The sequence below is a fragment of the Variovorax pasteuri genome, assembly GCF_051216435.1.
Lineage (GTDB): Bacteria > Pseudomonadota > Gammaproteobacteria > Burkholderiales > Burkholderiaceae_C > Variovorax.
Map to the genome: position 1 here is coordinate 471,847 of NZ_JBPJZS010000002.1, position 21,642 is coordinate 493,488.

Here is a 21,642-nt window from a genome sequence, read left to right on the forward strand (position 1 = left end):
CGCGGCACTCGCCGCGACGGCCGAGACGACCTGTGCCGCCTCCGCACCCGCGGATTGCGCGGCCGCCTCGGCCAGCGCGGCCCGGGCCGTCGGGTTGGGCGTGGCCTCGCCGATCTTGCGCAGCGTGTTGCGGTCGGTGTGCCTGAAGGGCTCGGCCTGGCCGCGCACGCTCAGCACCGTCTCCAGCACGTAAGACCAGCCGCCGTCGTCATGCACGCTCACCTCGATGCTGTAGCTCAGCGTCTTGAACGCATGCTCGAGGAAAGGGTTGGCCAGGATGCCGTTGGTTTCGCCGCCGCGCACCGCCTCGAGGCGGAAGCTGCGCGCGTCGGCCTGCGCGTGGCCGGTGGCCATGGCGGTCAGCCCGCGCGGAATCGACAGCGTCTGGATCAGCGCGCCGGTGGCGGGCTCCCAGAGCCAGTAGCCGACCTGGTCGTGAAAGCTCTCGACCTCGTTCGGCTTGACGACGCGCAGGTGGTAGCGCAGCCCGTAGAAAATTTGCGGCCCGTTGGTCTGCGCGTCGATGGGCTGGAACTCCGCGTGCTCGATGTAGCCCTCGGCCTCAGGGCCGTCGGCCTTCGGGCTCACGTCGTGGCCGTGGCCGCCGACCCACAGCCCGGCGAGCGCCGCCAGCGGGCCCAGGTTGGCGAGCGTGTGCGGATCGGGCTCGGGTTCGGTGTAGATGTCGTCGGGGTAGCTGGCCATGTTGTTCTTCCTCGTGGTTTTTTTGATGGATGTCTTCGCAGGTTCGTCGCTGTGCAGGCGGCCTGCCTGTCACTGGTCGAGCCGAATGCCGACCCTTGCAATGATCGCGCCCCACTTGCGCCCCTCGCTGTCGATGAAGGCCGCAAATTCCTCGGGCGAGCCACCGCCCGCCACCAGCCCCTGGTTGGCCAGCAGCTCGCGCACGGCGGGCTCGCGCAGCACGGTGTTGACGTCGGCGTTGATGCGGCGCACCACCTCGGATGGCGTGCCGCTGGCGGTGAAGAAACCGTTCCACGCGAGCGACTCGAAACCCGGGTAGCCCGACTCGGCCACCGTGGGCAGGTCTTTCATGAGTTCGGAGCGCCGCGCGCTGGTCACCGCGATGAGCTTCACGCGCTGCCCCTGAATCAGCGGCAGCAGCGCGGGCGCCACGGTGAACAGCGCCTGCGTATCCCCCGCGGCCAGCGACAGGCCCGCGGGCGGCGAACCCGCGTACGGCACATGCACGGCCTCGATGTGCGCCACGCTGCGAAACAGCTCCATCGTGAGGTGCGACGAACTGCCCGCGCCCACCGACGCATAGCTGAACCGGTTGCCCCGCTTCTTCGCCCACTCGACGAATTCCGCCAGCGTGTTCGCCGGGTTGTTCGCCTGCACCGCCAGCACGTTGGGCTGCGAGGTCGTGAGCACGATGGGCATCAGGTCGCGCGCCGGCGCATAGGGCATGCGCGCGTACATGTAGGGGCCGAAGGCGATCGGTCCGTTGAAGCCGATGCCCAGCGTGTAGCCGTCGTGCGGCGCCTTGGCCACCGTGTCCATGCCGATCAGGCCGCCCGCGCCGGCCTTGGTCTCGATGACCACGGGCTGCTTCCACATCACGCGCAGGCGGTCTGCCAGGGTGCGCGCAATGAGGTCGAGCGAACTGCCGGCGGGCGCGGGGACGACGATGCGCACGGGTTTGCCCGGCCAGTCCTGCGCCCAGGCACCGACGGCCAGCAGGCTGGCAAGCAGGAAAGTGGCGAGCTTGTTTTTCTTCACTTCGGTCATTCGATGGCGGGGTAGGATCGCGCGAAGTTTTATCACCGAAAGTGCTCGCATCGCCCGTGCAAGCAGGCACAAGCCGATTCCCGCATGATCCGGCGATGACCTCTTCCAACCCGTTTTCCTCCCGGCGCCGCGGCCTCGTGGCCGCCGCCGCACTGCTGCCGCTGGCGGGCGCCACCGGCCTCGTGAACGCCCAGACGGGCAACGCCACCACCTTGCCGCCCAAAGCCATCGAAGCCTTGCGGGCGGCGGTCGACGGCCCGCAGCGCAGCCCCGCGAACCGGGCCCGCGACGGCGCGCGGCACCCGCTCGACACGCTGGCCTTCTTCGGCATACGCCCCGATGCGACGGTCATCGAGATTGCGCCCGGCGGCGGCTGGTACACCGAGATCCTCGCGCCTTACCTGCACGACCAAGGACGCCTGTATGCCGCCCATGAGCCGGCCGGCGGCACACCCGGCCAGCAGCGCGCACGCGCCGCCTTTCGCGACAAGCTCGCGCGCGAGCCGAAGGTGTACGGCCGCGTCGTGCTCGGCACGCTGCCCACCGCGGCCTTCACGGACATCCGCCCGCCCGGCGGCGCCGATGCGGTGCTGACATTCCGCAACATCCACAACTGGATCGAGGACGGGCACTTCGACGAGAGCCTGCGCGCCTTCTTCGACGTGCTCAAGCCCGGCGGCGTGCTGGGCGTGGAAGAGCACCGCGCGGCGCCGGGCATCCCCCTTGGCCGCGTGATCGCGAGCGGCTACGTGCCGCAGGACCTGGTGATCGAGCGCGCGAAGGCTGCGGGCTTCGAATTCGCGGGCAGCAGCGAGGTCAACGCCAACCCGCGCGACACCAAGGACCATGCGAACGGCGTGTGGTCGCTGCCGCCCACGCTGCGCGGCGGCGAGGTCGACCGGGCGAAGTACCTGGCGATCGGGGAGTCGGACCGAATGACGCTGAAATTCGTCAAGCCGCGCGCGTCCGGCAAATAGCCGGGAGCTTTGACCACGCTGGCATCAGGCCGATTTTCGGGGGGCTTCAAACCGGCGCGACATCGCGGCAAGATGCGCATCCGCCGATTCCTGCGTCACCCAGACCCGAGAGAAGGAGCAAGCCATGTTCGCCACGCCAGAGCGCACCGTCAAGATCCCCGGTCCCGAACATCAGATCACCATCGCGAAGAATCCGCTTCGCGTGGTGGTGTCGGTCGATGGCCACGTCATTGCCGACACGCGCGACGCGCTGACGCTGCGCGAAGCGCACTTCGGCACCGTGCACTACATCCCGCGCAAGGACGTGCGCATGTCGCTGCTGGAGCGCACCTCGCACGCGACCTACTGCCCGTACAAGGGCGAAGCCGCTTACTACAGCATTCCGGCCGGCGGCGAGCGCTCGGTGAATGCGGTGTGGACCTACGAGGCACCGTACGAGCCCGTCGAACAGATCAAGGACCACGTGGCGTTCTACGCGGACCGCGTGGGGCCGATCGAAGAGCGCGTCGCGTAGGCGTCTCACAGGCGGCCGCAACCCCGCCTGCCCACCCCACCCCTCGAACGGCAAAAAGCCGGGCCCCGCTTTCGCAGGGTCCGGCTTTTGTGCGTGTGCCCTCGCCAGCGGCGGGGCAACGTCGTTCAGTCGATTACAGCGGCAGTGCGTCGCCGCGTGCTGCTGCGCGGGCTGCGGCACGCACGGTGGAGCGGTCGATGCCGCTGGCCAGCACCGGTGCCACACGCGAGCTCACGCCTTCTGCATACGGGTTCTCGCTGTGCGCGGCGGCCACTGCTTCGGCGCGAACGGCGGCGCGGCTGGTGGTCGAGGCGATCAGTTGCACGGGGCCTTGGTTGGCGCCGTCGGCATAGGGGTTGGCGCTGTGCGCGGCCACCACGGCCTGGCTGGCGACGTCGGCACGGCTCACGGCCGAGGTGATTTGATGCACGCCGTCATAGCTCTCGGCATGGGCGGCACCGGCGGCGGCCAGAAGAGCGATGGAGATGGCGGAGAGGAGCTTCGAGGCGGTCATTTGGATTTCCTTCAATTGGTTTCGGTTTTGGTTCCCTGGATCAGCTGAAGGGCTGGTCCATGGGAAGAATTGTGCGCCGATACCCAAGGGAAAACCCTGGTCAAAAAGAACCGCGGTGTTCATGTGATGGAAACAATCGCGGCGTGCCAGGGCCGCGATCAGTCAGTCGATCAGCACGCCGCCGAGCACGGTGCCCACGATGCTTTCCAGCGCCTGGTCGTAGTGCGCGGCGGTGAGCTTCTTCACCTGCAGCACGGCATTCACGATGGGCTCGTAGTCGGCATAGAACTGGGTCGCAGCCCACAGCATGAAGAGAAAGTGCCGCGGGTCGATCTGGCGGATCTTCTTGGCGGCCATCCAGGCCTCGAACACCTCGATGCTGGCGGCCGTGCTCTTCGCGATATGCGCACGGTCGGCCACCGACAGGAACGCACCGCCGCGCACCACCTCGTTGGCGAACAGGCGCGCCTCCAGCGGGTTCTTGCGGCCCAGCTTGAGCTTGGCTTGCACGTAGGCGCGCAAGGCCACGGCGGGTTCGGTGTCGACCTGCAGGATCTGCAGCGCGCTGTCCCACTCGGCCAGCAGCGGCGCGAAGGTGGCGCTGTAGAGCTCTTCCTTGGTGGCGTAGTAGTAGTAGACGTTGGCCTTGGGCAGGCCCGCGACGGTGGCGATTTCTGCAATGCGCGCGCCGTCGAAGCCCTTGGCGGCAAACACCTCGCTGGCGGCCTTGAGGATCTTGCGTTTGTTGGCCGCCCTGATCTCCCGATCCGCGGGGTTGTCCGGCAGGGGGGATCGGGGAGTTTTGGTGTCGCGCATGGGCAATGGTGTCGCTGGTGAGCGGGCTCAAATTCTAGAGGGCGCCCCGAAACGGAGCACGGGCAGGCACCAAAAAAATTCTGACCAACTCGTCAATTTATTCCTTAGAATTTCCTGACGAACTGGTCAGCTTTTTGAAGTTTGAATGTAGCCCATGCCCCAAGCCCTGCGCACCGCACTGCAAGAAACACTCGCGAACTGGCCCGACGACCTGCCCGATGCGTGGCGGGCCGCGCTGGGCGATGTGACACTCGATTTCGAGGGCGTCGACGCGGCGCTCGAACTGCAGGCTTGGGAGCCGATCTTTCCGGTGCGCAAGGGCCGGCAGCTGGCCGGCAGCCCCAAGGGCGCGCACATGCTCAAGGCCTTCGACAGCGTGCCGCCCACGCAGGTGCGCTGCGTGGTGCTGGGGCAAGACCCGTATCCGTCCATCGACATCGCCACGGGCCGCGCCTTCGAAGTGGGCAACGTGGCCGAGTGGCGCGAGCTCGACAAGATGTTCACCAGGAGCATCCGCGCCTGGGTGCAGATGCTGGCCGAGGCACGCACCGGTGACGCAGCCTACGGCGGCAGCTTTGCCAACTGGCCGCGCACGCTGCAGGCGATCGAATCGGGCGCGCTGCCCTTCGAGACGCCCGCCACGCTGAGCGACCGCTGGATCGACAGCGGCGTGCTGCTGCTCAACACCTCCTTCACGCTCAGCCGCTTCCAGGTGGGCATCGACCCGCACCAGTCGCGCGGCCACCTGGTGGTGTGGAAGCCGCTCATCCAGGCCGTGCTGTCGTACCTGCGCAAGCGCGGCGAGCCGGTGGTCTTCATGGCCTTCGGCGTCTCTGCCGTCGAGGCCTTCCAGGCGGCCGGCATCGCGCAGGACCGGCATGGCAACGTCGCCTGCATCCTGCGCGAACACCCCGCCTACGCAGAGGCGGTGCTGGGCCTGCCCAACCCCTTCGTCCTGTGCAACGCCCATCTCGCCGAGATGGGGTGCGACCCCATTCGCTGGTGACGGCCGGTAGCCCCATGAACGACAAGAACGACTACGACTACATCATCGTGGGCGCCGGTTCCGCGGGCTGCGCGCTCGCAGCCCGGCTCAGCGCCCGCCCCGCCACCCGCGTGCTGCTGCTGGAGGCCGGCGGGAAAGACTCGAACCCCCTCTTCCGCCTGCCGATGCTCATGGGCAAGTTGTTCCAGTCGGGCATCTACAACTGGCACTTCCACTCCGAGCCCGAGCCCAACCTCAACGGCCGCAAGATCTACTGGCCGCGCGGCAAGGTGCTCGGCGGCACCTCGACCATCAACGGCATGATCTACGTGCGCGGCGGCAAGCAGGACTACGACGGCTGGGCCGCCATGGGCAACCTGGGCTGGTCTTACAAGGACGTGCTGCCCGCCTTCAAGCGCTCCGAGGGCCACATCCAGCGCGACGGCGTGTTCCACAACGCCAAGGGCGAACTCACCGTGTGCCGCGCGCGCGGCTGGAACGCATTGCTCGACGTGTTCTGCCTGGCGGGCCAGCAGGCCGGCTACCCGCTGAACGACGACTTCAACGGCGCCAGCCAGCTGGGCTTCGGCCGCTACGACTTCACCATCAGGAACGGCAAGCGCTGGTCCACGTCCTTCGCGTTCCTGCGCCCGGCATTGAAGCGCAGCAACCTCAAGGTCGTGACGCGCGCGCTCACGCACAAGGTGCTGGTCGAGAAAGGCCGTGCCGTGGGCGTGGCCTACGACGTGCTCGGCCAGATGCGCACCGTGCGCGCCCGCAAGGAAGTGATTCTTTGCGCGGGCGTGGTCGGCTCGCCGCACCTGCTGATGCTCTCGGGCATCGGTCCGCAGGAAGAACTGGCCAGGCACGACATTCCCGTGCTCAAGGCACTGCCCGGCGTGGGCGGCAACCTGCAGGACCACGTCGACTGCGTGATGTCGTACGAGTGCAGGCAGCCCGTCACGCTGTACAAGGACCTGCGCGCGGACAAGATCGCGTTCTCGGTGGTGCGCGGAATGCTGTTCGGCGAAGGCATCACCACCACCTTTCCGTACGAAGCCGGCGCCTTCATCAAGACCCGGCCCGAGCTCGAGCACCCCGACGTGCAACTGCACTTCATGCCCGCGCTGGAGAAAACGGCCAACCTGTATTTTCCCAACCCGTTCAAGAAATCGACGGTGGAGGCTAAGCACGGCTTCACCTTGCGCGTGGGCCCGGTCAACCCGAGCAGCAAGGGCCGCATCCGCCTGCGCTCGGGCCGCCCGACCGATGCGCCGCTGATCCAGCCCAACTACCTGGACACCGAGTTCGACCGCCAGACCATGGTCGACGCCATCCGCGCCACGCGCCAGGTCATCGACCAGCCCGCGTTCGACGCCTACCGCGGCAAGGAACTCGCGCCCGGCCCCGACAAGCAGAGCGACGAAGACCTCGTCGCCTGGCTGCGCGCCACCGCCATGACCACCTTCCACCCGGTGGGCACCTGCAAGATGGGCAACGACGCCATGGCCGTGGTGGACCACCGGCTCAAGGTGCATGGCATTGCCAACCTGCGCGTGGCCGACGCTTCCATCATGCCGGTCATCTCGAGCGGCAACACCAATGCCCCGGCCATCATGATCGGCGAGAAGTGCGCCGAATTCATCCTGGCCGGGCAGTGACACCCAGCACCCACAGGAGCACTTGATGATCGTCGAACACCGCCTCTACACCTTCCGCCCTGGCACCATCGACCAATGGCGCGAGAAGTACGAACGCGAAGGCCTGCCGGTGCAGCAGCGCCACCTGAACAGGTTCGTGGGCCTGTACATCTCCGAGATCGGCCGGCTGCACACCTCGGTGCTGATGTGGGCCTACGACAGCCTGGCCGACCGCGAGGCACGCCGCGCCGCGATGTACGCCGACCCCGAGTGGCAGTCGTTCATCAAGAGCGTGTGGGCGCTGGACGCCATCCAGAGCCAGGACGTGATGATCATGAACCCCGCGCCCAGTTCCCCCACGCCCTGAGTCCGCTCGCCGGCTCTTTCCTTCGCCCCTTCCTCAACCCCAGAGATATCCGCATGACACACCACGCATCCTCCAGCGCCAGGCCCGCTCGCCGGCAGATCCTCAAGGCCGTCGCCGGCATGGGCGGCGTCGCCATGGTCAGCGCCCTGTATCCGCTGATCGCCAATGCCAAGGGCGGCCTCATCGCGCTGGTGCACACGCAGGCCGCGGGCGACGCCAGCGCGGTCGACGCGATGATCGCGCGCCTCAAGCTGCTGGGCAAGGAAACGGGCATGCAGACCCGCGCCATCTACGCGAAGGACCCGTCGACCTACGAGACCATCTTTCGCACGCTGGCCGACGCGGGCGCGGCCATCATCGTGTCGACCTTCAACGAGGTGAGCGAGCCCTTAAAGGCACTGGCGCCCAAGTACCCGAAGACGCAGTGGCTGCAGCTGTTCGGCGACGAGATGAAGCCCGCCATCGCCAACGTGACCACCGTGTCCTACGACTACTACCTGGGCACCTACCTGGCCGGTATCTTCGCGGGGCGCATGTCGACCACGGGCAAGATCGGCTTCATCGGCGGAATGTCGATTCCGCCGCTCAACGCCGACTACAACGCGTTCAAAGCCGGCGTGCTGTCGGTGCGCAAGAACGCGGCCGTCACGGTCGCCTTCGCGGGCTCGTTCCAGGACCCGGTCAAGGGCCGCGAGATTGCCACGCAGATGTTCAACGGCGGCATCGACTTCATCCAGACCGACGCGGCCGCCACCGACGCGGGCATCATCGCCGCGGCCAACGACAAGCCCGGGCGCCTGGTGAGCTGCCTCGACCCGGCGCAGTACCCGCAGGGCCCGAAGTCGCTCATTTCCATCGTCAGCCTGCACTTCGGCAAGTCGCTGTACGACGAGGCCTCGAAGATTCTGAAGACCGGCAAGGGCGGCGCGCACCTGAACACCGGCCTGGGCACCGGCGTGGTCGGCCTCGAACTCTCGCCCGTGTTCCAGAAGGAAGGCGACAAGGCCGTGGCCGCCAAGGCCGAGCAGGTGATGGCAGAGATTCGCACCACGCAGGCGGCCATCCTGAACGGCTCCGTCAAGGTCGCGTTCAACACCGTTCTCTGACCCTTCAGCCGTTCGCGACGCACCCATGAACCCCAGTTCCCCGAGCAGCGAGACCTCCCCGGCGCCCCCCGCGCTGGTGCTGGACGGAGTCACCGTGCAATACGACACCGTGAAGGCGCTGTCGGACGTGTCCATCGCTTTCGCGCAAGGGCAGATTCATGCGGTCGTCGGCCAGAACGGCGCGGGCAAGACCACGTTCGCCCGCGTGTGTTCGGGGCTGGTGAAGCCCACGCAAGGCCGGGTGCGCATCAACGAACACGAGATCCGCACCGGCCACGTCAACGCCGCGCGCGCGGCCGGCGTGGAGCTGGTGCACCAGAGCTTTGCGCTGCCGGCGTCGTTCACCGTGGCGCAGGCGATGGAGTTCGGCTCCAACCGGCACCGCGGCCTGTTCACCTCGCGCCAGCTGGCGCAGCGCTGGCAGGCGCACCTGGACGGGCTGGGCCTGTCGGTGAGCCCGCGCGAAGTCATTCGCAACCTGCCGATCGAGACGCAGCAGGGCATCGAGATTGCGCGCGCGCTGGTGACCGATGCCAAGGTGCTCATCCTCGACGAGCCCACCGCCGTGCTCGCACCGGCCGGCGTGGAGACCCTGTTCGAACGCATCCGCATATTGAAGAAGCGCGGCGTGACCGTCGTGCTCATCCTGCACAAGATCCGCGAAATGATGGCCATCGCCGACACCGTGAGCGTGCTGCGCCGCGGCGAGCACGTGACCGGCCCCGTGCCGTGCAGCAGCATCGGCGCCGCCGAGCTGAGCCAGTGGATCATGGGCGACGCCAAGGTGTCTCTGCAGGCCGAGGCCCAGGCCCAGGCAGCACCACCACCGCGGCGCGAGCTCACCGCGCCCACCGTGCTGCGGCTGAAGAACCTGTCGACCAGGCCGGATGCCGAAGGCGCCGCGCTGGAAGACGTGAGCATGGAAATCCGCGCCGGAGAAATCATCGGCATCGCCGGCGTCGAGGGCAACGGCCAGCGCACGCTGGTGCGCGCCATTGCCGCACTTGCACAGACCGCCAGCGGCAGCATCGAGCTGGCGGGCCGCGACGTGACGCACAGCGACCTGGCCACGCGGCGCGCGGCGGGGCTGCGCATCATCCCGTTCGAGCGCAACGTGGAAGGCCTTTCCCTGAACAGCAGCCTGTGGGAAAACTGGTCAATGGGCCAACTGCTGCAGGGCGGCCTGCTCTCTTTCGTTCGCCCGCGCAAGCTGCAGGCCGAATGCGACGCCGCGCTCACGCAATGGGACGTGCGCTACGCCCACTGCGGCCAGCCGGCCGGCTCGCTCTCGGGCGGCAATGCGCAAAAGGTGATCTTCGCGCGCGAGGTGGACGCGAGCGCGCGGCTGATCATTGCGGCGCAGCCCACACGCGGCCTGGACATCGGCGCCACCGCCTCCGTGTGGAAGGCGCTGCGCGAGGCGCGCGACCGGGGCGCCGCGATCATCCTGATTTCTTCCGACCTCGACGAGCTCTTCGACATCAGCGACCGCGTGCTGGTCATGCTGCGCGGCAAGGTGGTGGGCGACTACGGCGGCCCCTTTGACCTGCGCGAAATCGGCCAGGCGATGGTGGGAGCGCACGCATGATGGCTCACCTGTTTTCCCCCGCGCGCATGCTGCCGGTGCTGCGCGTCGTTCTGTTCGTGTGCTTTGCGCTGGTGTTGTGCGCGCTGGCGTTCTACAGCGCCGGGCTGGACGTGGGCGAACTCTTCACCGGCATCCTCGACGGCGCGTTCCTGCGCGACGGCGCCCTCCACCAGGGCCTGCGCTGGGCCATGCCGCTGTTCATCACCGCCACGGGCGTGGCCATCGCGTTTCGCGCGGGCTTCTTCAACATCGGCGCGCAGGGCCAGTTCTACGTCGGCTCCATCCTCGCCGCGTTCACCGCCGAATGGCTGGGCGGCGCGCCCGCGTGGGTGGTCGTGTCGGGCTGCCTGCTCGCGGGCATGGCGGGCGGCGCGCTGTGGGCCATGTGGCCCGGGCTGCTGCGGCTGCGCTCGGGCACCGACGAGGTCATCACCACGCTGATGGGCAACTTCCTTGCGGGCCTGCTGCTGGTGTACGTCACCTCCGGTCCGCTGAAAGATCCTTCGGGCTCGGGACAGCAGGCGTCGAGCCGGCCCATTGCGGACGCCTACCGAATCTCCGATTCGCTGGGCGTGTCGCCGCTCATCTGCGCGCTCACGCTGGCGGTGTTCGTGCTGTCGTGGCTGCTGGCCAACCGCACGGCGCTGGGCATCGTGGCCAACCTGGCGGGGCGCAACCCGACGATGGTGGCCTGGCAGGGCGCGCGGGTGAGCCGCATCGGGCTCTTCAGCTTTCTGGTGAGCGGCGCGCTCGCGGGGTTGGCCGGCAGCATCGAGCTGCTGGGGCCCAACGGCCGGCTGGCCAGCGGCTTCCTGCCGGCGCACGGTTTCACGGCCATCCTCATCGCGCTGGTGGCGCAGCTGTCGATCGTGGGCACGGCCGTGTCCGCCCTCTTCTTCGGCGCGCTGGCCTCGGCGGCGCTGTACCTGCCGGTGATGGTCGGCATGCCCGCGGCGGCCATAGAGGTCATCAACGCGACCATCGCGCTCTTCATCACGTCGCGCGCCAGGTGGCTCGACAAGCTCCTTACCCGAAAGCCCGCATGACCGACACGCTGGTATCCATCCTGATCTCGGGCACGCCGCTCGTCTACGTCACGCTGGCGGGGGTGCTGGCGCAGCGCGCGGGCATCTGGAACCTGGGCCTGGAGGGGCTGATGATCATCGGCAGCTGCGCGCTCATCGTGGGCATCGTGCAGACCGGCTCCTTCGTGCAGGCCCTGCTCATCGCCGCCGCGCTGTGCGTGGCGGCCTCGGCGCTGCTGTGGTACGTGGTCGAGAAGCTCAAGGCCAACCCGATCATCGCGGGCCTGGGGCTCACCGGGCTGGGCCTGGGCGGCACGTCGCTCGCCATCCAGGCGCTGTACGACAGCGAAGCCACGGTCACCGCGCCCTTCGGCATTCCCAAGCTCAACAGCCTGTTCGATGCCGACCTGGGCCACCTGGGCGGCCTCTCGGTGTTCGTGCTGTTCATGCCCGTGGCCGTGTGGCTGGTGTGGCTGCTGCTGGAGCGCACGCGGCTGGGCCTGCGCATGTCGGCCTCCGGCGAGCACCCCTTCGCCGCGCGCAGCGTGGGCGTGAACCCCGCCCGCATGCGCCTGCTGGCGCTGGCGCTGGGCGGCGTGCTGTGCGCCATCGGCGGGGCGGAGCTGGCCGGCGGCAGCCTGCAGATCTTTTCGCAGAACATGACGGCGGGCCGCGGCTTCATGGCGTTCGCGGCCGTCATCTTCGGTGCCGGCAGCGCGCTGGGCGCCACGGCGGCGGCGCTGTTCTTCGCGGTGGTGTCGGCCCTGGGCATTCGCGCGCAGCTGGCATACGGCGGCGCCATTTCCAACGACCTGCTGCAGGCCCTGCCCTACCTGGCCACCATCTTCGGCGTGTGGCTCAGCACCAAGCTGCGCGGCGGGCTGGGCTCGATCCGGGGCACGGCGGAGATGCGGGATTGAACGCGCACGTGAACGCCACGCTCATCCGCGGCGCCGAAGTGCTGGCCGTCGGCGGCCCGCAGGGCGAGCGGCCCGTGCAGGCCGACGTGCTGCTGCAGCACGGCAAGATCGCCGCCATCGGCACCGACCTGCCGCTGCCCGATGCATTCGACGTCATCGACGGACGCGGCAAGCTGCTGATGCCCGGCCTCGTCAACGCGCACACCCATTCCAGCGAGACCTTCTTCAAGGGCCGCTACGAGCGCATGCCGCTCGAGCTGTGGCTGCTGTACGCGTACACCTACCTCTCGGGCAGCCCCATCGGCGACCGCCTGCTGTACCTGCGCACCCAAGTGCTTGCCATGCAATCGCTGAAGAACGGCGTAACCACCCTGTGCGACGACTTCTTCGACCCGATGGCCCACAGCATCGACCGGCTGGGCATCGTCTTCCAGGCCTACCGGGACGCGGGCATTCGCGCCAACGTGTCGAGCGCCGTGCTCGACACCGCCGTGCTCGACTCCACCCCCTTCGGCCATGAGGTGTTTCCCGAGCACCTGCGCGTGCAACTGAAGTTCGGCGCGCCCACCACGGTGGCCGGCTACACCGCCTATTGCCAGGAAGCCTTTCGCCAGTTCCACGGGCAGGCCGAAGGCCGCATGCGCTTCGCCATCACGCCGTCGGCGCCGCAGCGCTGCACCACCGACATGCTGCAGGCCTGCCACGCGCTGGCCGTGCAGCACGGCGTGCCGCTGCACACCCACCTGCTCGAAACCAGGGTGCAGGCCGTGGCCGGCCAGATGTTCTACGGCAAGACGCTGCTCGCGCACATGCACGACATCGGCGTGCTCGACCGCCACGCCACACTGGCGCACGCCATCTGGATCACCGACGCCGACATCGCGCGCATGGGCGAGGCGACGTGCTCGGTGGTGCACAACCCGCTGAGCAACCTCAAGCTGGGCTCGGGCCTGGCGCCGGTGCGCAAGCTGCTGCGCGCGGGCGTGGCCATCGGCCTGGGCACCGACGGACTTTCGTCCAACGACAGCGCGCGCGTGTTCGACCTGATGCGCTTCGCGGCGCTGATGCACAACGTGAACGGCACGCCGCCCTCACAGTGGCTCACCGCCTTCGAGGTGCTGAAGATGGCCACGCTGGCCGGCGCGCGCACCGCGATGCTCGACGACACCACCGGCTCCATCGAAGTGGGCAAGGCCGCCGACCTGGTGCTGCTGGACCTGGCCAACGACAACTTCCGCCCGCGCAACGACATCGTGAAACAGCTGGCCTACTGCGAGAACGGCAGCGCCATCGATCTGGTGATGGTCGGCGGGCATGTCGTGTGCCGCAACGGCCAGCTCACGACCGTGCGCGAGCAGGAGGTGTGGGCCGAGCTCGGCGAACTGCTGCCCGCGTACCTGGAAGAACACGGCCGGTGGGAGGTGAAGAACCAGGTGTTCGAGCCGTACTTCGCCGAGGTCATTCGCCGGTGCAACGAGGTCGACGTGGGCCTTCATCGCCACGCCTGAATCCGCCGGCGCGGGCGATGGGCTCTGCGTTCGCGGGGGCATCGTGCGGAACGGTCACGCGGCTGAGTAGAGTGCGGTCCCCCGGGCATCGACCCGATTTCCCCTTTTTTACCGCATCCCCTCCATCGACCATGAAGTTCGGCTACACCATCGCCTACGTTCCCGACGTCGCCCAGTCATTGCAATTCTTCGCGCAGGCCTTCGGCTTTGCCACCCGCTTCCTTCACGAGTCGGGCACCTACGGCGAGCTGGAGACGGGCGGAACCGCCCTCGCCTTTGCGTCGCACGAACTCGCCGCATCGAACTTTGCGCAGGGCCACGTGGCTGCATCCGAATCGGCCAAGCCACTGGGCATGGAGCTCGGCTTTGTGACCGACGACGTGGCAGCGGCGCATGCGCGGGCCGTGGCGGCCGGGGCAGCGGAACTCTCTGCGCCGGTCACCAAGCCGTGGGGCCAGGTGGTGTCTTATGTGCGCTGCCCGGATGGCCTGCTGGTCGAGTTGTGCTCGCCTGTGGGCGGTTGAGCGCGGGGCGGGATGCATACCGTTTGTCAGTGCGCTTGGTTTTGGCTGCGCATACCTGAGGGCAGTAGCAGGGCTCAGTACGCGTACGGCGAGACCTGAACGAACGGGTCCACCTGCACCCTGAAGCCATAGGGTGCAGCCACAGTTTGATCGAAGCGCCCAGCAAACAGGCTTGCAGCCGCAAACTCAATGAACCTTCCGCGCTTGTCCTCGATCACTCTGACGCCGGGACAATCCAGCAGGTTCAAGTCGATCACTGGCTGGCGCTGCGTCGAACAATAGACACGGACGGCGACGTCGCCGCTCATCGGCCACACAGTCAGCTCGAGGCGCAGGTCCTCGCGATGAACAACGTAGTGAAACGATGCGCCGTACTCCGCTTCGTCAGGCGCTACGCCGAGCAGGTCGAGAAAGTCGACGGGCTCCCAAACCAGTTCTGGCATACGTGATCTCGGGTTCTATGGCTTCACCGTACCCGGCTGCCGGGTGTCGGGCGTTGAGACGGTCGCGCCGATGTCGTCTTCGACCCATCCACGCGAGGCGCCACGATGGTCGTGATGTTTATGTTCATGTCTCGTCTCTCTCTTCTACGCCACCACAAAACCTGGCTATTCGCTTGTCCCCACATTCCGATCGACCAGCGCTGACCAGAAATCGATTCGACGAGGTCGGCTGCACGAAACGATGACATCGTCACTGGTTTGCTTGACGAACTCCTTCACCAGGTAATCCTCGAGGTTCGACCCATAGCAAATGATGTCTGTCGGAAAAACCACAGAGAACACCGGGTTGCCAGTGCGGGAAGGTTGGTCTGGCATGTAGCGGTGCGCATAGACCTGGATGAGTTTGGGCGCTCGTGCCAGCACTGCTCGCATGTGAAGAGTCGCCCGCTCGAGATTGGCGGGCCTGGGGCCCCAGCCCAAGTTCCAGATACCCGCACCATTTTCGAATGGATAGTGAACCGCGTGCCAGACGCCCTCCGAAGGGAACGCCATCATCTCCAACAGCGAGGGATCATCAAGATTGCGCCAGCTTGGAAAGTCCGCCCCCACAGGAAGAAAATGGCTCAAAAGTTCACGCAGGTCTTCCGGAAAAACAAACCCGAACCTTTGTTCAGCGCGCTTCACCTCTAGTGCGGACAAGCCAGCGGCGAGTGCAACGCCAGCGTTCTCCAGCACGGCGCGGCATTTTTTCAGATCCATCGCAGTTCCTCATTTTTTTGCCTTCCCGCAGTGCGCGAGCGGTCGTCGCTGAGAGCCGATGCATATGCGCCCCGGCCAGCTCTACGTGGTCAGCTCGCGCAAGACTCGCAGCGCCAATGCGCCCTCACCCACGCCGGTGCCGGCGTTGTGCTCGTTGAAGTTCTGCATGCTTGTGACATCGGTCCACCGGTGAACCTGCACAACGCCATCGGGATCGGTATCGATGTCGAATTCAATGAACCGAGCGTCTTGACTGACCAGAACGCCGGACAGAGAACCTGGATAGTCGGTATCAAGGTCGATGACGATAGACATTTCCCACCGGATGCCTAGCTCTTTTGCGCATCGCAACAGTGTTTCGGGCACGCCATGCTCTCTCCAGTAGAGCGCCTCTGCGCGAAGCGATCGCTCGACACGCGCATTTTGCTGCTGCACGTTCAACTGGCGCGGTTCGCGTGGTCGCATGGATTTCTACAGATGAGCGAGATGACCAGGCAGCCAACGCGCTGCTCCGAAACAAGCAGCCCTGCCCCTCACCCCTTCAACACCCGCCGCCGCACCTTCACCGCCGAAGCCAGCCCCTCGAGCACCGGCACCGTCTGCGCAAAGCCGATGCACGCATCGGTGATCGACACGCCGTGCTTCAGCGCCACGCCGGGCTTCAGGTCCTGCCGGCCTTCTTCCAGATGGCTCTCGATCATCAGGCCCGTGATGCGCTGCTCGCCCGCCGCAATCTGCGCCGCCACGTCCGCGGCAACCACGATCTGCCGCTGATGCTGCTTGCTGCTGTTGCCGTGCGAGACGTCGACCATCACCTGGGGGCGCAGGCCGTTGGCCACCAATGCCTCGCAGCTGGCCGCCACATCCGCGGCCGAATAGTTGGGCGCCTTGCCGCCGCGCAGGATCACGTGGCAGTCGTCGTTGCCGCGCGTCTCGAAAATCGCCGCCATGCCCATCTTGGTCATGCCCATGAAAGCATGCGGCGCGCGGGCCGCGAGGATGGCGTCGGCGGCCACCTTCACGCTGCCGTCCGTGCCGTTCTTGAAACCCACCGGGCAGCTCAGGCCCGACGCCAGCTGCCGGTGGCTCTGGCTCTCGGTGGTGCGCGCGCCGATGGCGCCCCAGGCGATCAGGTCGGCAATGAACTGCGGGCTCAACAGGTCGAGAAACTCCGTGCCGGTCGGCAGGCCCAGGGTCGTCAGTTCGAGCAGCAGGCGCCGCGCGCGCTCCAGCCCCTCGTTGATGGCAAAGCTGCCGTCCAGGTGCGGATCATTGATGTAGCCCTTCCAGCCCACGGTGGTGCGCGGCTTCTCGAAGTAGGCGCGCATCACGATGAGCAGGTCGTCCTGCAGGGAATCGGCGACCTTCTTCAGGCGCTGTGCGTACTCGATGGCCTGGTCGTGGTCATGGATGGAGCACGGGCCGACCACCACGACCAGCCGGTCGTCGCGGCCGTGCAGCACGTCGGCAATGGCCGCGCGGCTGCTTTCGACGAGTGCCAGCGTGTTGTCGCGCACCGGCACGCGTTCCTGCAGCAGCGCAGGGGTCATGAGCGGGCGAACGGCGCCAATGCGCACGTCGTCGATTCGCGTGGTGTCGAGCGTGCTGTCGCGGGAGCCGATTTCGGCGTCGTGGAGGGGGTCGTCTAGGCGGGGCATGGTCGTGGCTTTGAATGGGTGCTGAGCTGCGTGGATTGTCCTCGGAAGGTGGCCACGGCCCATTCCGCCCCTAAAGATCCGCCCCCAAGATCCGCCCCTAAGATGCCCGTCTGGCCCACCACGGAGCGCAACGCATGTCACACCCCGTCTACCTGTCCAGCTCGGCCCTGCCCCGCATGCCCGACGGCAGCCGCAACGAATGGCAAGGCTTCTTCGGCGACGGTGCCGAGCTGGAGGCCAACGCCTTCTTCCCGCTGCTCTGGCTGGCCCTGTTCAGCGAGAGCGATATCCGGCATGCGCGCTTCATCGACCAATACGACATCGACGACGAAGACGCCGCGGTCGAGCGCGAGGAGTGCCTGGACGACTTCGGTGCAGACGCCACCTACCCCTACCTGGTCACCGACAACGCCACCGCCGTGGCACGCCTGGCCGCGCGGCGCGAAGGCATCGTCGGCGCCATCGGCGAGCGCTACCGCCCGATCTATGAAGCCTTCGAGGCGCTGATCGCGCAGCGCTATCCGCAATACATCCTGTTGCGCACACAGGGCCTGCCCGACGCGGCCGATGCAGAGCCGGGGCTGCGCGGCGAGCTGGCCGAGACCGAGCGGCTGAAAGACGGCAAGGCGCTCGCGAGCCTGATGCGCGACCTTGAGCGGCACGACGCTGATGCGGTCTGGACATTGGCGGGGCGGGGCTCTTCGCCGGACGAGGCGTGGCCCACGGCTGCGCTGAGGGAGCGCTTTCCGGACCCGCGACGGCGCTAGCGCGTGGGTGCGCCCGTGCGCACTCCGGCGTCCTCCTTGGCGAACCACCGGAACACATGCGAGCGATAGTCCTGCGTCGTGCGCATGTGAAGGAACCCTGCTTGGGCGAAACCCAGTTCATCGACCGGTATGCCAGCGGCGCGCATCGCAACGATCGCTTCGTCGGGGGCCGTGTCGCACGGAAGCTTCAGGGTGATGGTTGCGTTGTGCCATGTGGACCTGTTCATCGCGTTCCCCTCAGGTTTTGACGCGCCAGTACAACGCAGCGCGCCGTGCGGCGCCATCCATCTTTTGTGGTATTCCATCGGGCGAAGAACCGTCATGCCCGGGCCTTGTTCAGGCGGCCAGAGCTAGGAACTGAAATCCTGCCCGGCCACGCAGACGTGTCCGGCTTGGTGCTCCTGGCTGGCATCAGCGGAACATCCGCAGCTGATCGCGCCACCGCATAGGTGATTTCGTGAGGATGAAACGGCACCCCCGCTTCCCTGCCCCGCAGCTTGACCCTGACGAAGTCACCGCTCATGCCGGTGATGATTCCCGGCTGGCCGTCCACCTCGACCGCGCCGCCGCGTCGCGCCGGCACACCGAATTTTTCGCGAATCGCGGTCAGGTTGTCTGGCCTTTTGATCTTCATGACAGGTTCCTTGAACGTGGGATGGCCGGACCTCGTTGTCCGGTGCTCCGACGCCTTTTTTCTATATTTAGAACCAAAGGTATTCCTTTTTTGGCCATCGAACGTCGGACGAGGTGCCATGACGACGTGCTTCAAGCTGCGGAGTTACCTCTCGCCTGCGTCTGGCAAGGCTGCGGGATAGCGCCTTCCGTGGGGACCTGCCGAGCGCTTGCTGCGCCTGCGTCCACGCCGAACGGCAGAAGTTGTATTTGTTGGCGTGAATCGAGATTTCGTGCTGCACGCCGCGGCCCCATGCCCCGCGCTGTTCTCTACAGTGAATGCCCCTGTCACTCAACGCCCCACCAAGGGGACAAGGAAGGCGCAACACACAGCAAGCCGAATGAATGATGAAGCGCTACGTCTCGCGGCGGGTTGTCGGTGCTGCCAAAGCAACGATGCAAATGCGAGGTATCAAAGGCGACGGCCGGGGTGTTCGAGCACCCCAGCCGTCTAACCAAAAGACGTGCACAACTTCTAAAAGGACGCACACCAAATGGCTACCAAGACTATAGCCCGGCCCCGCTCGCCGGTATCTCCCGACGGAACCGCCCAAGACCCGGCGGATCTGCTCGAAAACACCCTCACCCAACTCGAATCCCTGCTGTGGGTCTGCCACGGGGAAGACATCGACTGGCACACCGGTGAAGGGCCTCGGCATCTGGACAACGTGCTCTGGCTAGCGGCTGAACTGGCGCGCAAGGCGGGGGAGTTGTTTCAGATGAGTGAAAAGGCGCGCAGAGAAGCGCCTGAGGCTGGCGGCTAGCGGTGGGGCTGACGGGCTGTGAATTTCACAGCCCGTGTGTCGCACGGAGAACGGTCGGCTTCCATACACCTGTCGAAATGTTCAGCGAATGTGCTGCATCGACCGGTTGAATCCGTCGCCGCAAGCCGACCTTCGCGTGTCCTCATTGCCGCACGTAGCGCAGGTGCGTGGCGGCTGGACCATCCAGAACGCCGTCGATTCGAAACTGCGTCCCTAGTTCGCCCAGGTTCTCGAACAGACGCCGCCCACTGCCGAACAACACCGGCGCCAGGGCGATCTCCAATTCGTCGACGGCACCGAGTTTCAGGTACTGCTGGACCACGTCCGCGCCGCCAGCGATGCGAATGTCGCGCCCGCCCGCGGATTCCCGCGCGAGCGCCAGGGCACGTTCCGGCCCGTCGTTGATGAAGTGGAAGGTCGTGCCGCCAGGGCGCACCCAGGGTTCGCGCTTTTCATGGGTCAGCACGTAGACCGGCGTGTGAAACGGCGCGTCGTCGGGCCAGGCGACCTCCCCTTGGTCGAACATCCGCTTGCCCATGATGTTGGCGCCGATCCGCTCGAAGGTGCTGCGAACGAGGTCATTGACCGGACCGGTTTCTCCACCGGGTCCGAGCTTGAGGACGTTCTCGCGAAAGTGCTGCAGCTTGACCAGCCAGCCCATCATCGCGCCCCACTTGGCGCCCCAGTTCTTGTAGCCGGGGTCGTCCATGGTCATCCCTTCGGGGGCCACGTAGCCATCGAGGCTGAGTCCGATGTTGACGAATACTTTGCTCATGGGGCTGGCCTTTCATCTTTGTTGTGAACACCGTCCACAATTATGTCTTGGAGAAGTGGATGGTGTCCACAGGGGCCGATTCGTGACAAGCCCAGTGACTTCAATGACGCGCATGTGCCACGATGCCGGTCGGGCGGATTCGGACAGCAGCAGACATTGAAGAATGAACATCGCATGACCTACCGAGTTGAGCAGGATCCGTCGCGTCGTGAGCCGTTCGGACGTTACGAGTACTCGATATACAAGGGCGATAAGCTGATCGCTCGCTACTGGCATGACTACCGTGGTGGTGAACACGAAGTCGAGTTTTTGGGCGGCAACTCGCAGTCTTGGCCGGTGGGACGTATGACCGACTTTCTTCAGGGTGGCGGTCCCGAGCCGCTTTCACTGTCGGCGCGCGCAGTCACCTATCTCGACAACAATGTCTCCTAGACGCCGACTGGCCAACAAGCGGTAGTCGGCCATTTCCAGTCGCTGGCCACAGGCGGCTTCCAGGCATCGCAAATTCAGCCGGGCTGGCAACAGTCTTGCGCCGAGAGTCGGTTATCTCGCCGCCACGATCACATGCGCCTGAATTTTTCCGGCCACCGGCCCTTCGCCATGGCGGCTGGCTATGGCCTGTGTTGCACGGTCCGTTGCGACTTGAAGCAAGCTGGCGTCGCGTGCCTCGATTTCATTGCGCAGTGGCGTTCCCTGGCAATAGGCAGTGGCAGCGCCGCGTGCCGAGGCCGCACGACTCACGTTCTCGCGCGTCTCAATCTCGATTTTGGCGAACCCTGCGCGGCTCAACTCGTCCCGGATCAGTGCGACATCGTGATAGCCGTGCGGTGTGCGGGCGAGGAACCTCGGAGGGTCGTGTGGAAACAGCGCGGCGACAGCTTTAGTGACGTCGTCGGCGAAGGCGTTCTCTTCGATGCGGTCCCAGACACTGAAGACGAAGCGCCCTCCGGGCCTCATCACGCGACGCGCCTCGGCGTAGCCGGCGACCCGGTCAGGAAAGAACATCGCGCCGAACTGGCAGCAAACGACATCGAAGGACGCGTCTTCGAACGGCAGTTCGAGTGCGTCCGCCTGTCGCCATTCGATACGGCTGTCGAACCCCTGCCGGGTGGCGGCAAAGTCGAGCATGGGCTGGTTGAGGTCGGTCACTGCGTAGCGTGTGTCGGCGCTGAGTTTGGGCGCGAGCGCCCGCGTGACTACGCCGCTGCCCGCCGCCGTTTCAAGCACCGAGCCGGGCGAAGAGGCTGCGACAAGCTCCGCCATAGCGGCGGCATAGTCAGCAAAGATCAGCGGAACCATCAACGCGTCATAGAACTTCGGGATTGAGCCCGCGAACACTTTGTCGCTCTCAGCCATGAGAACCCCTTGAATCGGAGGATGGGCAATGTTGTGCGCGAAGGCCGCCTTCGTCAACGTCGTGCTGCGGTCATCCAGGCCCACGGAATCATGGCGGGTTGCTGCTGACTGGCGTCGAACGAACGCTTGCTTGGCATCCAATCCTGCGAATGGCAGCTGTCGGTCGACCAATCTCGGGCGCCGTACGGCCGCAGTGGGCCCGAAGCGCCTGG

The 21,642-nt window shown here is 66.3% G+C and carries 25 protein-coding genes and 1 pseudogene; 14 read left to right on the forward strand and 12 right to left on the reverse strand.

What is annotated here, in order from left to right; genetic code table 11:
* Positions 1-72 precede the first annotated feature (72 nt).
* Together ACSFBM_RS09345 and ACSFBM_RS09350 are read right to left on the reverse strand one after the other, a co-directional pair.
* A pseudogene (locus ACSFBM_RS09345) lies at positions 73-705 on the reverse strand (FABP family protein); the annotation flags it as partial.
* A gap of 69 nt (positions 706-774) precedes the next feature.
* Complete coding sequence (locus ACSFBM_RS09350) at positions 775-1,743, reverse strand: Bug family tripartite tricarboxylate transporter substrate binding protein (RefSeq protein ID WP_435484094.1); 969 nt, start codon at positions 1,741-1,743, stop codon at positions 775-777.
* Between the two features lie 104 nt (positions 1,744-1,847).
* Here ACSFBM_RS09350 and ACSFBM_RS09355 point away from each other — a divergent pair, with 104 nt between their 5' ends.
* Together ACSFBM_RS09355 and ACSFBM_RS09360 are read left to right on the forward strand one after the other, a co-directional pair.
* Positions 1,848-2,729: a class I SAM-dependent methyltransferase gene (locus tag ACSFBM_RS09355; RefSeq protein ID WP_435484095.1), complete on the forward strand. Its 882-nt coding sequence runs from the start codon at positions 1,848-1,850 to the stop codon at positions 2,727-2,729.
* Between the two features lie 124 nt (positions 2,730-2,853).
* On the forward strand, positions 2,854-3,243 hold the full coding sequence (locus ACSFBM_RS09360) for a DUF427 domain-containing protein (RefSeq protein ID WP_435484096.1): 390 nt from the start codon (positions 2,854-2,856) through the stop codon (positions 3,241-3,243).
* Positions 3,244-3,376: 133 nt separating this feature from the next.
* Here the strand turns inward: ACSFBM_RS09360 and ACSFBM_RS09365 are convergent, their stop codons facing one another.
* Both ACSFBM_RS09365 and ACSFBM_RS09370 read right to left on the reverse strand, forming a co-directional pair.
* Positions 3,377-3,757 (reverse strand): helicase SNF2, encoded by a 381-nt coding sequence (locus tag ACSFBM_RS09365; RefSeq protein ID WP_435484097.1) that lies wholly within the window; start codon positions 3,755-3,757, stop codon positions 3,377-3,379.
* 162 nt (positions 3,758-3,919) lie between these two features.
* Positions 3,920-4,573, reverse strand: a complete 654-nt coding sequence (locus ACSFBM_RS09370; RefSeq protein WP_435484098.1) for a TetR family transcriptional regulator C-terminal domain-containing protein — start codon at positions 4,571-4,573, stop codon at positions 3,920-3,922.
* A gap of 154 nt (positions 4,574-4,727) precedes the next feature.
* Between ACSFBM_RS09370 and ACSFBM_RS09375 the strand changes: the two genes are divergently transcribed.
* From ACSFBM_RS09375 to ACSFBM_RS09415, 9 genes are all read left to right on the forward strand, one after another.
* Positions 4,728-5,579, forward strand: coding sequence for a uracil-DNA glycosylase family protein (locus ACSFBM_RS09375; protein ID WP_435484099.1), 852 nt, complete (start codon positions 4,728-4,730; stop codon positions 5,577-5,579).
* Between the two features lie 14 nt (positions 5,580-5,593).
* Positions 5,594-7,219 (forward strand): GMC family oxidoreductase, encoded by a 1,626-nt coding sequence (locus tag ACSFBM_RS09380; RefSeq protein ID WP_435484100.1) that lies wholly within the window; start codon positions 5,594-5,596, stop codon positions 7,217-7,219.
* 25 nt (positions 7,220-7,244) lie between these two features.
* Complete coding sequence (locus tag ACSFBM_RS09385; RefSeq protein WP_093131953.1) at positions 7,245-7,565, forward strand: NIPSNAP family protein; 321 nt, start codon at positions 7,245-7,247, stop codon at positions 7,563-7,565.
* A 53-nt stretch (positions 7,566-7,618) separates the two neighbouring features.
* Positions 7,619-8,671 carry a BMP family ABC transporter substrate-binding protein gene (locus tag ACSFBM_RS09390; RefSeq protein WP_435484101.1) on the forward strand — a complete coding sequence of 351 codons (1,053 nt, stop codon included), beginning with the start codon at positions 7,619-7,621 and terminating at the stop codon, positions 8,669-8,671.
* 25 nt (positions 8,672-8,696) lie between these two features.
* Positions 8,697-10,259, forward strand: a complete 1,563-nt coding sequence (locus tag ACSFBM_RS09395; RefSeq protein ID WP_435484102.1) for an ABC transporter ATP-binding protein — start codon at positions 8,697-8,699, stop codon at positions 10,257-10,259.
* On the forward strand, positions 10,256-11,305 hold the full coding sequence (locus ACSFBM_RS09400; RefSeq protein WP_435484103.1) for an ABC transporter permease: 1,050 nt from the start codon (positions 10,256-10,258) through the stop codon (positions 11,303-11,305). Before ACSFBM_RS09395 ends, ACSFBM_RS09400 begins: the two co-directional genes overlap by 4 nt.
* Positions 11,302-12,204, forward strand: coding sequence for an ABC transporter permease (locus ACSFBM_RS09405; protein ID WP_435484104.1), 903 nt, complete (start codon positions 11,302-11,304; stop codon positions 12,202-12,204). The genes ACSFBM_RS09400 and ACSFBM_RS09405 overlap by 4 nt, the downstream gene beginning before the upstream one ends.
* 8 nt (positions 12,205-12,212) lie before the next feature.
* On the forward strand, positions 12,213-13,712 hold the full coding sequence (locus ACSFBM_RS09410; protein ID WP_435484105.1) for an amidohydrolase family protein: 1,500 nt from the start codon (positions 12,213-12,215) through the stop codon (positions 13,710-13,712).
* A gap of 131 nt (positions 13,713-13,843) precedes the next feature.
* A complete protein-coding gene (locus ACSFBM_RS09415; protein WP_435484106.1) occupies positions 13,844-14,236 on the forward strand; it encodes a VOC family protein in 393 nt (130 codons plus the stop codon).
* Between the two features lie 74 nt (positions 14,237-14,310).
* Here ACSFBM_RS09415 and ACSFBM_RS09420 read toward each other — a convergent pair whose 3' ends face one another.
* The 4 genes from ACSFBM_RS09420 to ACSFBM_RS09435 form a co-directional block, all read right to left on the reverse strand.
* On the reverse strand, positions 14,311-14,679 hold the full coding sequence (locus ACSFBM_RS09420; protein WP_435484107.1) for a hypothetical protein: 369 nt from the start codon (positions 14,677-14,679) through the stop codon (positions 14,311-14,313).
* Between the two features lie 165 nt (positions 14,680-14,844).
* On the reverse strand, positions 14,845-15,438 hold the full coding sequence (locus ACSFBM_RS09425) for an SMI1/KNR4 family protein (protein WP_435484108.1): 594 nt from the start codon (positions 15,436-15,438) through the stop codon (positions 14,845-14,847).
* Between the two features lie 81 nt (positions 15,439-15,519).
* On the reverse strand, positions 15,520-15,903 hold the full coding sequence (locus ACSFBM_RS09430; RefSeq protein ID WP_435484109.1) for a hypothetical protein: 384 nt from the start codon (positions 15,901-15,903) through the stop codon (positions 15,520-15,522).
* A 68-nt stretch (positions 15,904-15,971) separates the two neighbouring features.
* Positions 15,972-17,096, reverse strand: coding sequence for a 3-deoxy-7-phosphoheptulonate synthase (locus tag ACSFBM_RS09435; RefSeq protein ID WP_435484110.1), 1,125 nt, complete (start codon positions 17,094-17,096; stop codon positions 15,972-15,974).
* A gap of 134 nt (positions 17,097-17,230) precedes the next feature.
* Here ACSFBM_RS09435 and ACSFBM_RS09440 point away from each other — a divergent pair, with 134 nt between their 5' ends.
* Positions 17,231-17,863: a hypothetical protein gene (locus ACSFBM_RS09440; RefSeq protein WP_435484111.1), complete on the forward strand. Its 633-nt coding sequence runs from the start codon at positions 17,231-17,233 to the stop codon at positions 17,861-17,863.
* On the opposite strand, the gene ACSFBM_RS09445 is transcribed toward ACSFBM_RS09440, so the two are convergent.
* Both ACSFBM_RS09445 and ACSFBM_RS09450 read right to left on the reverse strand, forming a co-directional pair.
* A complete protein-coding gene (locus ACSFBM_RS09445; protein ID WP_435484112.1) occupies positions 17,860-18,186 on the reverse strand; it encodes a hypothetical protein in 327 nt (108 codons plus the stop codon). The two genes, ACSFBM_RS09440 and ACSFBM_RS09445, sit on opposite strands and share 4 nt — an antisense overlap.
* Positions 18,183-18,497, reverse strand: a complete 315-nt coding sequence (locus ACSFBM_RS09450; protein WP_435484113.1) for a hypothetical protein — start codon at positions 18,495-18,497, stop codon at positions 18,183-18,185. The genes ACSFBM_RS09445 and ACSFBM_RS09450 overlap by 4 nt, the downstream gene beginning before the upstream one ends.
* A gap of 532 nt (positions 18,498-19,029) precedes the next feature.
* On the opposite strand from ACSFBM_RS09450, the gene ACSFBM_RS09455 reads away from it, so the two are divergent.
* Positions 19,030-19,299: a hypothetical protein gene (locus ACSFBM_RS09455; RefSeq protein WP_435484114.1), complete on the forward strand. Its 270-nt coding sequence runs from the start codon at positions 19,030-19,032 to the stop codon at positions 19,297-19,299.
* Positions 19,300-19,441: 142 nt separating this feature from the next.
* Here ACSFBM_RS09455 and ACSFBM_RS09460 read toward each other — a convergent pair whose 3' ends face one another.
* The gene (locus ACSFBM_RS09460) at positions 19,442-20,074 is read right to left on the reverse strand and encodes a dihydrofolate reductase family protein (protein ID WP_435484115.1); all 633 of its coding nucleotides are present in this window, start codon (positions 20,072-20,074) and stop codon (positions 19,442-19,444) included.
* A 174-nt stretch (positions 20,075-20,248) separates the two neighbouring features.
* Between ACSFBM_RS09460 and ACSFBM_RS09465 the strand changes: the two genes are divergently transcribed.
* The gene (locus tag ACSFBM_RS09465) at positions 20,249-20,506 is read left to right on the forward strand and encodes a hypothetical protein (protein WP_435484116.1); all 258 of its coding nucleotides are present in this window, start codon (positions 20,249-20,251) and stop codon (positions 20,504-20,506) included.
* A 111-nt stretch (positions 20,507-20,617) separates the two neighbouring features.
* Here ACSFBM_RS09465 and ACSFBM_RS09470 read toward each other — a convergent pair whose 3' ends face one another.
* The gene (locus ACSFBM_RS09470; RefSeq protein WP_435484786.1) at positions 20,618-21,430 is read right to left on the reverse strand and encodes a class I SAM-dependent methyltransferase; all 813 of its coding nucleotides are present in this window, start codon (positions 21,428-21,430) and stop codon (positions 20,618-20,620) included.
* Positions 21,431-21,642 lie beyond the last annotated feature (212 nt).

Coding starts and splice junctions, on each gene's coding strand:
- ACSFBM_RS09430 (WP_435484109.1), bottom strand. CDS start 15,903: ATGCGACCACGCGAACCGCGCCAGTTGAACGTGCAGCAGCAAAATGCG.
- ACSFBM_RS09395 (WP_435484102.1), top strand. CDS start 8,697: ATGAACCCCAGTTCCCCGAGCAGCGAGACCTCCCCGGCGCCCCCCGCG.
- ACSFBM_RS09420 (WP_435484107.1), bottom strand. CDS start 14,679: ATGCCAGAACTGGTTTGGGAGCCCGTCGACTTTCTCGACCTGCTCGGC.
- ACSFBM_RS09405 (WP_435484104.1), top strand. CDS start 11,302: ATGACCGACACGCTGGTATCCATCCTGATCTCGGGCACGCCGCTCGTC.
- ACSFBM_RS09355 (WP_435484095.1), top strand. CDS start 1,848: ATGACCTCTTCCAACCCGTTTTCCTCCCGGCGCCGCGGCCTCGTGGCC.
- ACSFBM_RS09385 (WP_093131953.1), top strand. CDS start 7,245: ATGATCGTCGAACACCGCCTCTACACCTTCCGCCCTGGCACCATCGAC.
- ACSFBM_RS09375 (WP_435484099.1), top strand. CDS start 4,728: ATGCCCCAAGCCCTGCGCACCGCACTGCAAGAAACACTCGCGAACTGG.
- ACSFBM_RS09380 (WP_435484100.1), top strand. CDS start 5,594: ATGAACGACAAGAACGACTACGACTACATCATCGTGGGCGCCGGTTCC.
- ACSFBM_RS09465 (WP_435484116.1), top strand. CDS start 20,249: ATGACCTACCGAGTTGAGCAGGATCCGTCGCGTCGTGAGCCGTTCGGA.
- ACSFBM_RS09370 (WP_435484098.1), bottom strand. CDS start 4,573: ATGCGCGACACCAAAACTCCCCGATCCCCCCTGCCGGACAACCCCGCG.
- ACSFBM_RS09365 (WP_435484097.1), bottom strand. CDS start 3,757: ATGACCGCCTCGAAGCTCCTCTCCGCCATCTCCATCGCTCTTCTGGCC.
- ACSFBM_RS09400 (WP_435484103.1), top strand. CDS start 10,256: ATGATGGCTCACCTGTTTTCCCCCGCGCGCATGCTGCCGGTGCTGCGC.
- ACSFBM_RS09360 (WP_435484096.1), top strand. CDS start 2,854: ATGTTCGCCACGCCAGAGCGCACCGTCAAGATCCCCGGTCCCGAACAT.
- ACSFBM_RS09440 (WP_435484111.1), top strand. CDS start 17,231: ATGTCACACCCCGTCTACCTGTCCAGCTCGGCCCTGCCCCGCATGCCC.
- ACSFBM_RS09390 (WP_435484101.1), top strand. CDS start 7,619: ATGACACACCACGCATCCTCCAGCGCCAGGCCCGCTCGCCGGCAGATC.
- ACSFBM_RS09450 (WP_435484113.1), bottom strand. CDS start 18,497: ATGAAGATCAAAAGGCCAGACAACCTGACCGCGATTCGCGAAAAATTC.
- ACSFBM_RS09415 (WP_435484106.1), top strand. CDS start 13,844: ATGAAGTTCGGCTACACCATCGCCTACGTTCCCGACGTCGCCCAGTCA.
- ACSFBM_RS09455 (WP_435484114.1), top strand. CDS start 19,030: ATGGCTACCAAGACTATAGCCCGGCCCCGCTCGCCGGTATCTCCCGAC.
- ACSFBM_RS09425 (WP_435484108.1), bottom strand. CDS start 15,438: ATGGATCTGAAAAAATGCCGCGCCGTGCTGGAGAACGCTGGCGTTGCA.
- ACSFBM_RS09445 (WP_435484112.1), bottom strand. CDS start 18,186: ATGACGGTTCTTCGCCCGATGGAATACCACAAAAGATGGATGGCGCCG.
- ACSFBM_RS09435 (WP_435484110.1), bottom strand. CDS start 17,096: ATGCCCCGCCTAGACGACCCCCTCCACGACGCCGAAATCGGCTCCCGC.
- ACSFBM_RS09470 (WP_435484786.1), bottom strand. CDS start 21,430: ATGGCTGAGAGCGACAAAGTGTTCGCGGGCTCAATCCCGAAGTTCTAT.
- ACSFBM_RS09460 (WP_435484115.1), bottom strand. CDS start 20,074: ATGAGCAAAGTATTCGTCAACATCGGACTCAGCCTCGATGGCTACGTG.